Source organism: Massilia sp. BHUDP2 (assembly GCF_046236355.1).
Lineage (GTDB): Bacteria > Pseudomonadota > Gammaproteobacteria > Burkholderiales > Burkholderiaceae_D > Telluria > Telluria varians.
The window spans coordinates 96,901-111,533 of the sequence record NZ_JBJUVW010000001.1 but is presented as its reverse complement, the minus strand read 5'-3'; the positions used below and the strand labels follow the sequence as shown (position 1 = coordinate 111,533).

16 protein-coding genes are annotated in these 14,633 nt (G+C 64.9%); 5 read left to right on the top strand and 11 right to left on the bottom strand.

Going from position 1 to position 14,633, the window contains the following annotated elements; all coding sequences use genetic code 11:
* Window positions 1–42: 42 nt before the first annotated feature.
* From glf to ACK6C6_RS00480, 6 genes are all read right to left on the bottom strand, one after another.
* Entirely contained in the window at window positions 43–1,197 is a 1,155-nt protein-coding gene (glf, locus tag ACK6C6_RS00505) for a UDP-galactopyranose mutase (protein WP_409265355.1), read from the bottom strand.
* Between the two features lie 253 nt (window positions 1,198–1,450).
* Complete coding sequence (locus ACK6C6_RS00500) at window positions 1,451–2,827, bottom strand: TolC family outer membrane protein (protein ID WP_209587149.1); 1,377 nt, start codon at window positions 2,825–2,827, stop codon at window positions 1,451–1,453.
* 39 nt (window positions 2,828–2,866) lie between these two features.
* Window positions 2,867–3,190, bottom strand: coding sequence for a rhodanese-like domain-containing protein (locus ACK6C6_RS00495; RefSeq protein ID WP_409265354.1), 324 nt, complete (start codon window positions 3,188–3,190; stop codon window positions 2,867–2,869).
* A 7-nt stretch (window positions 3,191–3,197) separates the two neighbouring features.
* Entirely contained in the window at window positions 3,198–3,851 is a 654-nt protein-coding gene (locus tag ACK6C6_RS00490) for a protein-L-isoaspartate O-methyltransferase (protein ID WP_209587148.1), read from the bottom strand.
* A gap of 162 nt (window positions 3,852–4,013) precedes the next feature.
* A complete protein-coding gene (locus tag ACK6C6_RS00485) occupies window positions 4,014–4,658 on the bottom strand; it encodes a TetR/AcrR family transcriptional regulator (RefSeq protein WP_409265352.1) in 645 nt (214 codons plus the stop codon).
* Window positions 4,659–4,773: 115 nt separating this feature from the next.
* Window positions 4,774–5,658 (bottom strand): SDR family oxidoreductase, encoded by an 885-nt coding sequence (locus tag ACK6C6_RS00480; RefSeq protein ID WP_409265350.1) that lies wholly within the window; start codon window positions 5,656–5,658, stop codon window positions 4,774–4,776.
* Between the two features lie 119 nt (window positions 5,659–5,777).
* Here ACK6C6_RS00480 and ACK6C6_RS00475 point away from each other — a divergent pair, with 119 nt between their 5' ends.
* Window positions 5,778–6,032, top strand: a complete 255-nt coding sequence (locus ACK6C6_RS00475) for a YkgJ family cysteine cluster protein (protein ID WP_209587145.1) — start codon at window positions 5,778–5,780, stop codon at window positions 6,030–6,032.
* 104 nt (window positions 6,033–6,136) lie between these two features.
* Here ACK6C6_RS00475 and ACK6C6_RS00470 read toward each other — a convergent pair whose 3' ends face one another.
* Window positions 6,137–6,346: a hypothetical protein gene (locus ACK6C6_RS00470; protein WP_409265349.1), complete on the bottom strand. Its 210-nt coding sequence runs from the start codon at window positions 6,344–6,346 to the stop codon at window positions 6,137–6,139.
* 95 nt (window positions 6,347–6,441) lie between these two features.
* A complete protein-coding gene (locus tag ACK6C6_RS00465) occupies window positions 6,442–6,852 on the bottom strand; it encodes a hypothetical protein (protein ID WP_209587143.1) in 411 nt (136 codons plus the stop codon).
* 243 nt (window positions 6,853–7,095) lie between these two features.
* On the opposite strand from ACK6C6_RS00465, the gene ACK6C6_RS00460 reads away from it, so the two are divergent.
* From ACK6C6_RS00460 to ACK6C6_RS00450, 3 genes are read left to right on the top strand one after another with little or no spacing between them, the layout of a single operon-like run.
* Window positions 7,096–7,929 (top strand): undecaprenyl-diphosphate phosphatase, encoded by an 834-nt coding sequence (locus tag ACK6C6_RS00460; protein WP_292040486.1) that lies wholly within the window; start codon window positions 7,096–7,098, stop codon window positions 7,927–7,929.
* Window positions 7,930–7,943: 14 nt separating this feature from the next.
* Window positions 7,944–9,767, top strand: coding sequence for a DNA helicase RecQ (recQ, locus tag ACK6C6_RS00455; protein WP_036213361.1), 1,824 nt, complete (start codon window positions 7,944–7,946; stop codon window positions 9,765–9,767).
* Between the two features lie 7 nt (window positions 9,768–9,774).
* The gene (locus tag ACK6C6_RS00450) at window positions 9,775–11,073 is read left to right on the top strand and encodes a sugar MFS transporter (protein WP_409265347.1); all 1,299 of its coding nucleotides are present in this window, start codon (window positions 9,775–9,777) and stop codon (window positions 11,071–11,073) included.
* A gap of 27 nt (window positions 11,074–11,100) precedes the next feature.
* Here the strand turns inward: ACK6C6_RS00450 and trmB are convergent, their stop codons facing one another.
* Window positions 11,101–11,781: a tRNA (guanosine(46)-N7)-methyltransferase TrmB gene (gene trmB / locus ACK6C6_RS00445; RefSeq protein ID WP_036213366.1), complete on the bottom strand. Its 681-nt coding sequence runs from the start codon at window positions 11,779–11,781 to the stop codon at window positions 11,101–11,103.
* A 158-nt stretch (window positions 11,782–11,939) separates the two neighbouring features.
* On the opposite strand from trmB, the gene ACK6C6_RS00440 reads away from it, so the two are divergent.
* Window positions 11,940–13,055 carry a succinylglutamate desuccinylase/aspartoacylase family protein gene (locus ACK6C6_RS00440; RefSeq protein ID WP_292041366.1) on the top strand — a complete coding sequence of 372 codons (1,116 nt, stop codon included), beginning with the start codon at window positions 11,940–11,942 and terminating at the stop codon, window positions 13,053–13,055.
* On the opposite strand, the gene ACK6C6_RS00435 is transcribed toward ACK6C6_RS00440, so the two are convergent.
* Both ACK6C6_RS00435 and ACK6C6_RS00430 read right to left on the bottom strand, forming a co-directional pair.
* Entirely contained in the window at window positions 13,045–13,701 is a 657-nt protein-coding gene (locus ACK6C6_RS00435) for a DUF6064 family protein (RefSeq protein WP_409265345.1), read from the bottom strand. The two genes, ACK6C6_RS00440 and ACK6C6_RS00435, sit on opposite strands and share 11 nt — an antisense overlap.
* Window positions 13,698–14,609 carry an aldo/keto reductase gene (locus ACK6C6_RS00430; protein WP_409265343.1) on the bottom strand — a complete coding sequence of 304 codons (912 nt, stop codon included), beginning with the start codon at window positions 14,607–14,609 and terminating at the stop codon, window positions 13,698–13,700. The genes ACK6C6_RS00435 and ACK6C6_RS00430 overlap by 4 nt, the downstream gene beginning before the upstream one ends.
* Between the last annotated feature and the right edge of the window lie 24 nt (window positions 14,610–14,633).

The following is a 14,633-nucleotide window of genomic DNA, read 5'->3' as shown; positions in this document are numbered from 1 at the left end:
CACACGGGGTGATGGTCCGATGGACCATCACCCATCATGGCATTACGCCAGTGGATCGATCACAAACGCCGGCATGCGCGCATTGCTCTTGGCGCTTTCCAGGAACTTGTCCGCCGTGGCCAGCGCCTCGTTGATGGTCACGTCCATGTCGAGGTAGCGGTAGGTGCCGAGGCGGCCCACGAAGGTCACGTTCGGCTCCTCGCGCGCCACGTTCACGTAGCGTTCGAGCTGCTCCTTGTCGCGTGCCTGGCGGATCGGGTAGTACGGGATGTCCTTCTCTTCGCACTGGCGGCTGTATTCCTTGTATATCAAGGTCTTCTCGTGCTTTTCCCACGGCGAGAAGTGCTTGTGCTCGGTGATGCGGGTGTACGGCTGGGCATTGTCGCAATAGTTGATGACGGCATTGCCCTGGTAGTCGCCGGTGTCGCGGAACACCTCGAAATCGAGGGTACGGTACGGCAGGCGGCCCTCGGAATGCTTGAACCAGGCGTCGATCGGGCCGCTGTAGAACACGTGCTCGTAGTCGCCCTTGTTGGCCGGGTCGAACTTGGTGTTCAGGTGCAGGGTGATGCCCGGCACGTCCATGATCTTTTCCACCAGCGCGGTGTAGCCGTCTTCCGGCATGCCCTGGTACTTGTGCGCGAAGTAGTTGTCGTCGTAGTTGAAGCGCACCGGCAAGCGCTTGAGGATGCTGGCCGGCAGTTCGGTCGGCTGCATGCCCCACTGCTTGACCGTATAGGTCTTGAAGAAGGCTTCGTACAGCTCGCGGCCGACGAAACGCAGGGCCTGGTCTTCAAAAGTAACCGGGTTCTCGATCGACTTGTCGCCGAGCGAAGCCAGGAATTCCTGGGCCTCGGCCGGACGGAAGGTCTTGCCGAAGAACTGGTTGATGGTAAGCAGGTTGATCGGCAGCGTGTAGACGGCGTTGTTGGTGATCGCCTTGACGCGGTTCACGTAAGGCATGAAGCGGCTGTAGCGGTTGACGAATTCCCAGACCCGCTCGATATCGGTGTGGAAGATGTGCGGCCCATAGACGTGCACCATGACGCCGGTTTCGGCATCACGCTCGGAATGGCAGTTGCCCGCGATGTGGGGGCGCGATTCGAAGATCTCGACCTTGTACCCAGCTTGTGCCAGCTGGTTGGCAATGACGGCCCCGGAAAAACCGGCGCCGACAATCGCGATGTTCTTTTGCATGTGTGTTTTTCCTTAGGGATGAGAATTCTGACGGTGGCATCGCTTGCCGGCGGACTCTTCCGCAGTGCAGCAAATGTGGCCCCTAACATTGTCAGTTTATCAGCTTTGCAAAAAAACTCCCCGGCGCTTCACTTGTCGTGCGTCAACTATTCTAGTTTTAAATCAATGAGTTAGTAGTATTTACAAAAGTAAAAAGCCCGGATGAAAAGTCCGGGCTTTGTTAACTCTTCGGCAGGCCAGGCCTGCGCGGCGATTACTTTTCCAGCAGGTTGTTCACCGCAGCCAGGTCCGACTCGCGCAGCGAGCCCGCGGCCGCCTTCAGGCGCAGGCCGTTCAGGATGGTATTGTAGCGAGCCTGGGACAGGTCGGTGCGGGTCTGGTACAGCTGGCGTTGTGCGTTCAGCACGTCGATGTTGATGCGCACGCCGACCTGGTAGCCCAGCTTGTTCGACTCCAGCGCCGACTGGCTCGACACTTCCGCCGCTTCCAGCGCCTTGACCTGGGCCATGCCGCTGTTCACGCCGAGGTAGGCCTGGCGCGCCTGCAGGGCGGCCTGGCGGCGCGTCGCTTCCAGGTCGTTGCGGGCCTTGTCTTCCAGCGCGATGGTTTCGCGCACGCGGCTGGTGACGGCGAAGCCGTTGAAGATCGGCACGCTGAACTGCACGCCGATACCGTTGTTGGTACTGGTGCCGGAAGCACCGGGGGTGCCGCCGTGGACCTTGGTACGCTGGTTGCTGGCCAACAGGTCCAGGGTCGGATAGTGGCCGGCGCGGGTCTTCGAGATCTCGCGCTTGGCCAGTTCCACCTGCAGCTCCGACACGGCCACGCCGTAGTTCTGGGTTTCGGCCGACGACACCCATGGGTCGGGATTCGCGGGCGACGGCGCGGTCAGGGTGATGCCGCTCTTGAGCGGCGCCAGGCTGCTTGGCGCCGTGCCGATGATGGCCTGCAGCGCATTGCGCTTGTTGTCGAGGTCGTTCACCGCCGCGAATTCCTGGGCGATCACCAGGTCATACGCCGCCTGCGCTTCGTGGGTATCGGTGATGGTCTGGGTGCCGACTTCGAAGTTGCGCTTGGCCGATGCCAGCTGCTCGGTCACCGCGGTCTTCTGGGCGCGGGTCGATTCCAGCTTGTCCTGGGCCGCCAGCACATCGAAGTAGGCTTGCGCCACGCGGGTGATCAGGTCTTGCTGGGCCTGGGCGAACTGCGCGTCGGAGACGGCCTGCTGCAGCTTGCTCTGCTGGTAGGTTTCCCAACGATCCCAGCGGAACAGCGGCTGCGTCAGCAGCAGCGTGTAGGTGCTGGTGCGCAGGTTCGAGCCGTCTCCGGCCACGATGGTTTGCCTGCCGGTGAGCGGATCGGTGACGGTGGTTCCTTCGTTGAACGGCGACGCGTCGCGGTCGTTCTTGATGCTGCTGCCTGTGATGCCCACGGTCGGGAGAAGTCCTGCGCGCCCCTGCGGAATCCGCTCCCGCCCGGCAGCCGCCGACGCACGCGCACTTGCATAGGCCGCATCGTTGGCGAGTGCCTGCTGGTACACCTGGAGCAGGTCCGCCGCGCTGGCGTTCAGCGAAAAGACGGCGCCGGCAACCAGCGCGGCAAGAAAGGATTTGCGCAGGGGTTTCTGCATTACATTCTCCACAGGAGTCATCAAAAGTTAGGGATCAGGTCAATACTTCGGCATCGAAGGGTCGACCTGTACGGCCCAGGCGTGTATTCCGCCCGTCAAATTCGTTACGTTGTCAAATCCGTTCCGTTCGAGGAAGGCAGCGACCTGCATGCTGCGCGCCCCGTGGTGGCAGATGCACACGATTTCTCGGTCATCTGGCAGTTCGCCGGCCCGGATCGGCACCAGGTGCATCGGAATCTGGGTCGAGCCTGCGATGTGGCAGGTCTCGAATTCCCAGTTCTCGCGCACGTCCAGCAGGAGTGGCTGCTCGGCTGCCCCGTCGGCAAGCCGGGCCGCCAGCTCCGGTGCGGTCATGTACTGCATCGCGGCCTCAGAACTGGAAGCGCGACGGTGCCTGCGCGCCGGTCAGCGGCTTGACGATGGTCTCGAACAGCTTGACCGTGTCGTAGCCGGTTTCCGACGTGCGGGTGATGATGTTGAAGCTCATCGCCGGCGCCTCGCCCAGGATCGCGCCGATGCGGCCACCCACCTTCACCTGCTTGAGCAGCGCTTCCGGCAGCACCGGCAGGCCGCCCGACACCAGGATCACGTCGTAGGGCGCGCCCTTGTCCCAACCGCCGGCGCCATTGCCTTCTTCGACCGTCACGTTGGTAACGCCGGCACGGGCCAGGTTTTCCTGCGCCAGCTTCACGGCTTCCGGCTGGATTTCCACGGTGGTCACGTGGCGCGCCTTGTGCGCCAGCAGTGCCGCCATGTAGCCCGAACCGGTGCCGATTTCGAGGACGTTCTCATGCTTCTTGACCGCCAGTTCCTGCACGATGCGCGCTTCGACCTTCGGGTTGAACATCGCTTCACTGCCCGGCAGCGGGATCTCGACGTCGGCAAACGCCAGGTTCTGGTACGCGGCCGGCACGAACTGTTCGCGCTTGACCACGTGCAGCAGGTCCAGCACGTCCTGGTCAAGCACGTTCCACGGGCGGATCTGCTGTTCGATCATGTTGAAGCGGGCTTGTTCGATATTCATCTGAGTTCTCGATGGAAAAATAAATAATCCGATATTTTATCGTTGAACGGCCTCAGGACGCACATCTTAGCGATGGGCTGCCCGGACCGGGGGAAATTGCGACAGTCTGCAGTTTGGAGGGGTTGAACGCCGAAAAAGCGGCGTAATGGCGCAAATGGCAACTCAGGCACTGCGGGGGAGGAGGCCGTGCAAAGTGAGGTCGAGCAGGTTCTCGAGGAAGGCCTGGGGTTGCAGCTCGCCATCCTCGCAAGGCGCCACGGCCGAGTGCCGCCACACGTTGAGCATCATCATCGGTGCGATCAGCACCTGGGTCATCTGCAGGATGTCGACATTGCGGAATTCGCCGCGGCTGACGCCGCGCTCGACGATGCTCGAAATCATGTGGACAGTGCGGCTCATGACCTCGTCCCGGTAGAACTGCGCCAGATCCGGGAAATTGACGGCTTCGGCGAGCATCAGCTTGCCCAGGCCCGAGGCCTTGCTCTGGCCGATCTGGCGGGACCAGTTCATGACCACGTCGCGCAGCAGGTCGCCGCTATGGCCATGGAACTCGGCGACCGAGGATTCGGCCTTGCCCAGGAAAGGAAGGATGCTCTCGCGCACCACGGCCTTGAACAGTTCTTCCTTGTTCGCATAGTAGAGATACAGCGTACCCTTGGAGACACCGGCGCGGCGCGCCACGTCTTCCAGACGGGTAGCGGCGAAGCCGCGTTCGACGAACAGGTCAATTGCGGCAGCAAGGAGCTCCTGCGGACGGGCCTCCTTCCGGCGTTCCCACCGCGGCTTGCTGTCGATTGGACATTCCATGTTTCTGCCTAGAAACCAAATGAACAACCATAGAATATAGACGGGGCTTGTCAGGCAGTCAAGCAGTCCTTAGCAAAACTGTCAATATAAACAGGTATTTACGTGATTCGGGTACTTATGACGGACCGTAGATGCGGCCGTTTGCCCGCGATGCATACAAGGCGCCATCCGGGTTGCGCGGCGGTGCGTCCTGCTGTTGGCGCGGTACCTGGAATACCGACAGGCGGTCGGTCAGGCCGGGGACGATCTTTTCCATCAGCACGTCGATCTCGGCCATCAGGCCGACCCGCACCGTGCGCATCGGCACCACGGCCGCATGCAGGATGGCGGCAGCCACCTCGTGCGGGTCGACCTGGGGCGACGGCAGCTTCGGTTCGCAGTCCATGTAGTTGCGGGCATGCTGGGGCAGCGGCGTGTCGACGGCGGTCGGCTCGATCAGCGTGATCGACACCGGCGCCCCGTCCATGTGCTCTACCTCGATGCGCAGCGCATCGGTAAACCCTTTCACCGCGTGTTTGCTGGCCGAATACATGCCCTGCATCGGGATCGCCACCTCGGAGGCTTCGCTGCCGAGGTTGATCAGGGCGCCGCCCTGGCGCGCGAGGTGCGGCAGCGCCACCAGCGAGCCATGCACCATGCCCCAGAAATTGATGTCGAACAGGCGCCGGCTGTCTTCCTCGGATACCTGGTCGAGGCGGCCGTAGATGGTGCCGCCGGCATTGTTGATCCAGGTATCGATGCGGCCATAGCGGTCGATCGCGGCCTGCGCGATGCGCTCGACCTGGGCGCGCTCGGCGACGTCGGCCACCACGGCGATGGCGTCGAAGCCGTTCTCGACCAGCCCCTGCACGACCGCCTCGAGCACGTCGGCCCCGCGCGCGGCCAGCACCAGCTTGGCGCCCTGCTTGCCGGCTTCCTGCGCGGTGGCCAGGCCGATGCCGCTCGAGGCGCCGGTGATCACGACGACCTGGCGGTTCAGGGGTTTGAGGGGACTGGACATGGGGCCTCCTGCTTGTGCTGTGGGATGACAACAACGTAGCAGGAAACCGGCGGGCGACGCGCCCGCCAGGGGCGCCGCGGCGCTATACTGCTGCCCTTCCTTGTCGTCCTTCCGCCACCATGCAGTGTAGAAGCAACTGCGGCGCCTGCTGCACCGCGCCCTCGATCACTAGCCCGATTCCCGGCATGCCCGACGGCAAGCCGGCCGGCGTGCGCTGCGTGCAGCTGGGCGAGGACAATCGCTGCCTGATCTTCGGCCGGCCCGAGCGCCCGGCTTTCTGCGGCGGGCTGCAGCCATCAAGGGAAATGTGCGGGGACAGCCGCGAACAGGCGATCCGCTGGCTGGATGAACTGGAGCGTGCGACTGCACCGTAGGGTGGGCGGGTTTCCCGCCCACGCGGTGATACATCGCTGAAAGATCATCCGGTACGAAAACGGAGCCGATAACGATCACCGCGTGGGCGGCAGAGCCGCCCACCCTACCTCTTTTCATTCGGGTCATCGCCCTCAGGCATGACCAGCCCGATGCGTTTTTTCTTCTTCTTGATCACGGTCGCGTGCTCGACCTCCGGCTTGGTGGCCGGTGGCGGTGCGACGGGCAGTGGAAAGCCGAGGAAGGCCATCACGAAAAAGATCGGCAGCAAAACATAGAACAGCGGCCATCTCCAGTTCAGTTTCTGTTTCAGCATGCCCGGCACATGGCAGCATACTTACGGAAAGCAAGACCGGACCCTTACCCACGCGGGGTAATCTGCGATACCGCTGGGCCGCCCAGGCCCTCCGCTTACGCTGCGGCCGACTTGCCGCGCGCCTGCTGCACGCGCTGGAACAGCCCGCCCAGCGTCATCCCTTCGTGCCAGATGTCGTCGAGCCGCAGGCCGTAGCGCTCGCGCAGCGCCTTCGCCAGCGTCTCGAATTCCTGCGCGTCCGGCAGCCAGCGCGTCGGGTTCACCTCGCGGTAGATGCCGAGCACCTCGTCGTCGGGACGGAAGTGCAGCCGCTCGCTTTCGCGAAAGGAAAAGGATGACACGAAGACGGACAGGAAATCGCGGATGTCCTTCCGCGATGCGGTAGGGAAGGTATTGCGCCAGGCCCGGCCCTGGCAGGGACGGTAACGCAGGGAGTTGGGGCTTTGCCAACCGTGGAATGCCGCCCAGGCGAGCGCAGCAAGGATCAGGACAACAAAGATACTCATGCGGTTGAGTCAGGAATACGCATGCGGTCCAGTGTAGCACGCGTTCGGGCTGGTGGCGCACGGAAGAATTTTGCCGTCATGGCGATGAGCTAACCCTGCGGCAACCTCGGCGCGGTACAATCTTGCACCGGACACAGCGGGCGACGTCGCCTGTTGCAATCATGTTAAGCTTCGGCCCCGCCGTACCTTCCACGGGATATCCCGACAGCATCCGCATTCAGCCGCTCTCACACTAACGCATTCATGGACATTCTTCTCGCCGTCAAGGCGATCATCATGGGCCTGGTCGAAGGCTTCACCGAGTTCCTTCCGATTTCCTCCACCGGCCACCTGATCCTCATGGGCAGCCTGCTCGACTTCACCGGCCCGAAATCCGTCGTCTTCAAGATCGTGATCCAGGCCGGCGCCATGCTGGCGGTGGTCTGGGAATACCGCGAGCGGATCGCCCGCGTCCTCAAGGGGCTGGGGGCAGACCCGGTCCAGCAGCGCTTCGCGCGCAATGTCGTGATCGCCTTCTTCCCGGCCGCGATCGCCGGCGTGCTGTTCAGCTCGACGATCACGGAACTGCTGTTCCATCCGGTGCCGGTGGCGATCGCCCTGGTCATCGGCGGCGTCCTGATCCTGTACGTGGAGCGGCGCAACCGCCTGCGCCCGACAGCGGCGCGCGTGGAGACGGTCGAGGACATGAGCGCGCTCGACGCACTCAAGGTAGGCCTGGCCCAGTCCTTCGCCCTGATCCCCGGCACCAGCCGCTCCGGCTCGACCATCATCGGCGGCATGCTGTTCGGCCTGTCGCGCAAGGCGGCCACCGAATTCTCCTTCTTCCTTGCCATGCCGACCATGCTGGGCGCCACGGTATACTCGGTGTACAAGGAGCGCGCGCTGCTGTCGGCCGCCGACCTTCCCCTGTTCGGCCTGGGATTCTTTTCCGCCTTCCTCGCGGCCTTCCTGTGCGTACGCTGGCTGCTGCGCTATATCAGCTCGCACGACTTCACGATCTTCGCCTGGTACCGTATCGTATTCGGTATCCTGGTCCTCGTGACCGCCCATTTCGGCCTGGTGACCTGGGCTGAATAAACAGTAAGCAGAGTATGACAAGCGAAATCGGCGCGCGCGCCCTCCACGTTCTCGAAACGGTCTTCGGCTATCCCGCTTTCCGCGGGCAGCAGGCCGACATCGTCGAGCACGTGGCCAGCGGCGGCGACGCACTCGTCCTGATGCCCACCGGCGGCGGCAAGTCGTTGTGCTACCAGATCCCGGCCTTGCTGCGCGAGGGGGTGGGCGTCGTCGTCTCGCCGCTGATCGCGCTGATGCAGGACCAGGTCGACGCCCTCGAAGAAGTCGGCGTGCGCGCCGCCTTCCTGAACTCCACCCAGACCTTCGAGGAAACCCTGCGCATCGAGCGCCTGGTGCGCAGCGGCGAGATCGACCTCGTCTACGTGGCGCCCGAGCGCCTGCTGACGCAGCGCTGCCTGGAACTGTTCGACGTCTCGCCGATCTCGCTGTTCGCCATCGACGAGGCGCACTGCGTGTCGCAGTGGGGCCACGACTTCCGCCCGGAATACATCCGCCTGTCGGTCCTGCACGAGCGCTACCCGGGCATTCCGCGCATCGCCCTCACCGCCACCGCCGACCTGCAGACCCGCGAGGAAATCGCGCACCGCCTGCAGCTCGACGACGCACGCAAGTTCGTCTCGTCCTTCGACCGCCCGAACATCCGCTACTCCATCGTCGAAAAGACCACCGGCCGCAAGCAGCTGCTCGATTTCATCAGCAGCGAGCACCCGCAGGATTCCGGCATCGTCTACTGCCTGTCGCGTAAAAAGGTCGAGGAGACCGCCGACTTCCTGAACGAGCACGGCATTCGCGCCCTGCCCTACCATGCCGGCATGGAGTACAGCCAGCGCGCCGCGAACCAGTCGCGCTTCTTGCGTGAAGACAACATCACGATGGTGGCGACCATTGCCTTCGGCATGGGCATCGACAAGCCCGACGTGCGCTACGTCTGCCACCTCGACCTGCCCAAGAGCCTCGAGGGTTATTACCAGGAGACCGGCCGCGCCGGCCGCGACGGCCTGCCGGCCAGCGCCTGGATGGCCTACGGTTTGCAGGACGTGGTGCTGCAGCGCCGGATGATCGACGAATCCGAGGCCGACGAAACCTTCAAGCGCGTGCTGTCGATGAAGCTCGACGCCATGCTCGGCCTGTGCGAAACGCTGTCGTGCCGGCGCATGCGCCTGCTCGACTACTTCGGCGAGCGCTCCGGCCCCTGCGGCAACTGCGACACCTGCCTGATCCCGCCGATCCAGGTCGACGGCACGGTGCCGATGCAAAAGCTGCTGTCGGCCATCTACCGCGTCGACCAGCGCTTCGCCGCCGGCCACGTGATCGACGTGCTGCGCGGCGCGCAGACCGAGCGCATCAGCCAGTGGCACCACGACAAGCTCACCGTCTACGGCGTCGGCGCCGACCGCTCCGAGCAGGAATGGCGCGCCATCGTGCGCCAGGCGATCGCGCTCGGCTTCGTCACCGTGGACCACGACGCCTTCAGCTCGCTCAAGCTGACCGACGCCGCGCGCCCGGTGCTCAAGGGCGAGCAGAAAGTGCAGCTGCGCCAGTACCAAAAACCCGTCAAGGCCAAGCGGCCTTCGTCGCGCGCTGCCGGCAGCTACGAGGAACTGGAACTATCGCGCTCCGAACAGGCCATCTTCGAGCGCCTGCGCACCTGGCGCATGGGCACCGCGCGCGAGCATGGCGTGCCGGCCTATGTGGTGTTCCAGGACGCGACCCTGCGCGAGATCGCCAAGGTCAAGCCGGGCTCGCTGGACGCGCTGCGCGGCGTGTCCGGGGTCGGCGAGAAGAAGCTGGTGTCCTACGGCGATGAAATCGTCGCCATCATCAACGAGATGATGTAGAGACACCATGGCCATCCCTACTCCCACCAGCACCACCGCAGCCCCCGACAAGGATGGCGCCCAGACGGCCGTGCCGCAGAACGCGGCCAGCCTGCAGACCTTCGTCTTCGCGCTGTTCTTCGTCTTCGGCGGCATCACCCGCCTGAACGACGTCATCATCCCCAAGCTGAAGGACCTGTTCACACTCAGCTACGCCCAGGCGATGCTGGTGCAGTCGGCCTTCTTCGCCGCCTACTTCTTCGTCTCGATCCCGGCCGCCGCCATCGTGCAGCGCCTCGGCTACATGCGCACCGCCGTGGTCGGCCTGGTCACGATGGCGCTGGGCTGCCTGCTGTTCATCCCCGCGTCCTACTCGGGCGTGTTCGCCACCTTCCTGCTGGCGCTGTTCGTGCTGGCCTCGGGCATCACCATCGTGCAGGTGGTGGCCAATCCCCTGATTTCGATGCTGGGCAAGCCGCAAACGGCCTCCAGCCGCCTGACCTTCGCCCAGGCCTTCAATTCGCTCGGCACCACCGTGTTCCCCTATGTCGGCGCGATCCTGATCCTGGGCTCGCTGGCGACGGTCGATGTCTCCACCCTGAGCGGCGCGGCGCTCGACGCCTTCCGCCAGGATGAAACCCGGGTGGTGGTGAACACCTACATCGGCCTGGCGATCGCGCTGGCCCTGCTGGGCGGCGCGGTGTGGATGAACCGCCACAAGCTGGTGGAGACGGCGGCGCCCTCGGAAAACATCCTGCACGCTTTCGATCTGCTGAAACAGCCGCGTTTCGCGCTGGGTGCGCTGTGCATCTTCCTGTACGTCGGCGCCGAGGTGGCGATCGGCTCGATCATCGTGAACTACCTGATGGAATCCCACGTGCTGGGCCTGAGCGCGGAGGCGGCGGGCAAGCACGTGCCGCTGTACTGGGGCGGCGCCATGGTGGGCCGCTTCATCGGCGCCGCGCTGCTGCGCATGTTCTCGCCCGGGAAAGTGCTGGCCTGTGCCGCCACGGTGACGATCGGCTTGCTGCTGGTGTCCGCGAACAGCACCGGCGCGGTGTCGGGCTGGTCGCTGCTGGCCATCGGCCTGTTCAACTCGATCATGTTCCCGACCATCTTCACCTTGGCCTGCGAAGGACTGGGCAAGCGTACGGCGGAAGGCTCGGGCGTGATCTGCGTGGCGATCGTGGGCGGCGCCGTCGTGCCGCTGCTCATGGGTCATACGGCTGACGTGGCCGGCCTGAAGATGTCCCTGGTCGTGCCGGCGCTGTGCTATGCGGTGATCGTGTACTTCGGGCTGTACGCGCGGCGAGCGCATCGCGCATAAAACAACGCGCCCTTCGGCGCGTTGTTTTTACTTCTTGACGAACACCAGGTCCCAGACGCCGTGGCCCAGCTTGAGGCCGCGGTTCTCGAACTTGGTCAGCGGCCGGTATGCCGGCTGCGGCGCGTAGCCTTCGGCCGTGTTCTGGAGCAGGGGCTCGTTGCCCAGCACTTCCAGCATCTGCACCGCGTAGTCTTCCCAGTCGGTGGCGCAGTGGATGTAGCCGCCCGGCGCCAGCTTGTCGCACAGGACCTTCACGAACGCCGGCTGGATCAGGCGGCGCTTGTTGTGGCGCGCCTTGTGCCACGGGTCCGGGAAGAACACGTGCACGCCGGCCAGCGAACCATCAAGGATCATGTGGTTCAGCACCTCGACCACGTCGTGCTGGATCAGGCGCAGGTTCTCGATGCCCTGCTCGCCGATCTGCTTGAGCAGGCTGCCCACGCCCGGGGTGTGCACCTCGACGCCGATGAAATCCTTCTCCGGCATCAGGCGCGCGATGTGCGCGGTGGTGTCGCCCATGCCGAAACCGATTTCCAGGATGACCGGCGCCTTGCGGCCGAAGGCCTGTTCCAGGTCGAGCGTCTCCTTTTTATACTCGATCAGGTACTTGGGACCGAGCTCCTCCAGCGCGCGCGCCTGGGCGGTCGACAGACGGCCGGCCCGCGTAACGAAGCTGCGGATGCGGTGTTCGGTCGGATCGTAAAGCATGGAGCGCGCCGGGCCGGGGGTAGGCTTTTCAGAGGACATGGGGAGTGATAGTGAGGAAAAAACGGCTGTCATTATAGCCCAGCCGGGAGCGTGCGAAGCCCTGCGGCGGAATCGCGGATAATCGTGCTTTATCCATGCCGAGCCCAGGAAGCCTGTCCATGCAATCAGTGAAACACCCGATCGCCGTCGACGAGAACGTCGCCACCGCCCACCTGACTTCCTTCCACTACGGCAGCCCGGGCACCGGTAAAAAGGTGTACATCCAGGCCGCCGTCCACGCCGACGAGGTGCCGGCCATGCTGGTGGCGCACTTCCTGCGCCAGGAACTGGAACGCCTGGACGCCGAAGGCCGGATCAAGGGCGAGGTCATCCTGGTGCCGGCGGCCAATCCGATCGGCCTGTCGCAGGTCATCCACGGCACGCCCTTCGGCCGCTACCACCTGACGACCGGCACCAACTTCAACCGCCTGTACAGGCACGTGGCGGACGAGCTCAAGAAGTCGCTCGAAGGCAAGCTCGGCAGTGATGTGGACGCCAACATCGCCCTCATCCGCGAACACGCCCGCCACCAGATCAGCCTGTGGGAGCCGCATGACGACGTCGAGACGCTCAAGAAGACCCTGCTGTCGATGGCGATCGACGCCGACATCGTGCTCGACCTGCACTGCGATAACGAAGCGCTGATGCACATGTACACCGGCACGCCGCTGGTGGAAAGCGTGGAGCCGCTGATGGCGCTGCTGGGCGCGCGCGTGCTGCTGGTGGCCAAGGCCTCGGGCGGCGAAGCTTTTGACGAAGCCTGCAGCCGCCTGTGGTGGGACCTGGCCGACCACTTCGAGGGCACGGCGATCCCGCCCTCCTGCATCGCGGTCACGGTCGAGCTGCGCGGCGAGAACGACGTGCGCTACGACTACGCACGCCAGGATGCTGCCGCCCTGCTGCAGTACCTGGGCCATGCCGGCGTGCTCGACATCCCGCTCGAGCCGCTGCCGGAAACGCCCTGCCGTGCGACGCCGCTCAATGCCGTCGAGCCTTTGGCCGCACCGCATGCGGGCGTGCTGGTCTTCCACAAGAAGCTGGGCGATCTGGTCGAGGCGGGCGAGCCGGTGGCGGACATCGTCAACCCGGTCAGCGGCCAGGTGACGACGCTGTCGGCCGAACACGCAGGGCTGCTGTTCGCGAGCACGGCGCACCGGCACCTGCTGCGCGGGATGCATGTGTGCAAGATCGCCGGGACGGAATCCTTCCGCTCGGGCGACCTTCTCAGCGCCTGAACTTCCCCCACACTACGGCTCCCAGCGCAAGCAGCGCCGTTACCGCCGGCCACCACGGCCGCGACGCATCCAGCTCGAGCATCGTCGCGGTACTGATGGCGCACCACAGCAAGGGAATTACCCACAGCGGCCAGGGCGCGCGCCAGAACATCAGGACGCCGAGCGTCACCATGGCAGTGGGATCGGGTGCGAAGCCGAAGACCTCGGCCTGCCACCAGCTGCGGCCATACAGTGGCGCCAGCAGCGGATAGCCGGCCAGCACGAGCAGCACGAGGAGGAAGGCGCCGCCCGCCGCAGGTGTCATGAACTCCGGCGCCGGCGGCGCCTTCCAGGCCATCCAGGCATGCAGCCCGGCCTGCAGGAAGAAGGCGGCAGCGAAATATGGTGCGCCCGTATTGATGTCGGCATAGCGCTGCAAGTGGTAGGCCCAGCCCACCCACAGCCAGGCTGCGCCCAGCAGCGCGAAGGCGACCCGTGCGCTGGCCAGGCGCCGGTGCGTGATGCCACCCAGGATGATCGCGCCGGCGGCGAGCGCCAGCAGCTGCAGCGGCCACCACTCGCGGTTCATCAGTTCGAACTGGCGATAATAGGTCCGCGCCGAGAACATCAGGAAGTCCGACAGCGAGTACGTCCACCACTCGCTCATGCCAGCCTTTCGACATCCTGGACGATACGGCGGCGCAGCGCCTCGTCCGGCAGCGCCCCGCTCGCGGCCAGCAGGTTCTCGCGCACGTGGGCGACGCTGGAGGTGGCGGGAATCGCGCAGGTGACGCTTGGATGCGCGACGATGAACTTGAGCAGCGCCTGCGCCCAGCTGGTGCAGCCGATCTCCGCGGCCCAGCCGGGCAGGCGCTTGCCCGCCAGCGCCCGGGTCAGGTCGCCTTGCCGGAACGGCCGGTTGACGATCACGCCGATGCGCCGCTCGCGCGCCAGCGGCAGGATGCGCTGCTCCACTTCGCGATCGAGCGCGTTGTACGAGACCTGCACGAAGTCGATCGGCTGGCTCGCCATGATTTTCAGGATCTCGCCATGGCGACGCCCTTCGGAGGTGGTGATGCCGACGTAGCGCAGCCGCCCTTCCCGCTTCATCCGCAGCAGCATCGGCAGGTGCGCTTCCCAGGCCAGCAGGTTATGCACCTGCAGCAGGTCGAAGCGCGGGATCTGCCACAGGCGGCGCGAGGTTTCAAGCTGCGCCGGCCCCTGCGCACCTTCGCCGATCCACACCTTGTCGGCCGAGAACAGCTGCGCGGGCTTGAGCTTGCCGATGGCTTCCCCGATCACCTCCTGCGCCGAGCCGTACATGGGCGAGGAGTCGATGAGCCGGCCGCCGCCGGCGAAGAACTGGCGCATGACCGCCGCGCACTCGGCGCGGGCTTCGGGATCGCGCCCGACGTTGAAGGTGATCCAGCTGCCCAGGCCGACCAGCGGCAGCTGCTCGCCGGAAGAGGGAATGGCGCGCGTGAGGAGTGCGGGACGCCCCTGGGCATGGGCGAAGGCCGGCAGGGCCAGCAGCGAGGCGAGCACGCGGCGGCGTGATCGGGAGACGATGGGCATGCGGGCGCTCCTTGGCGGATGGGA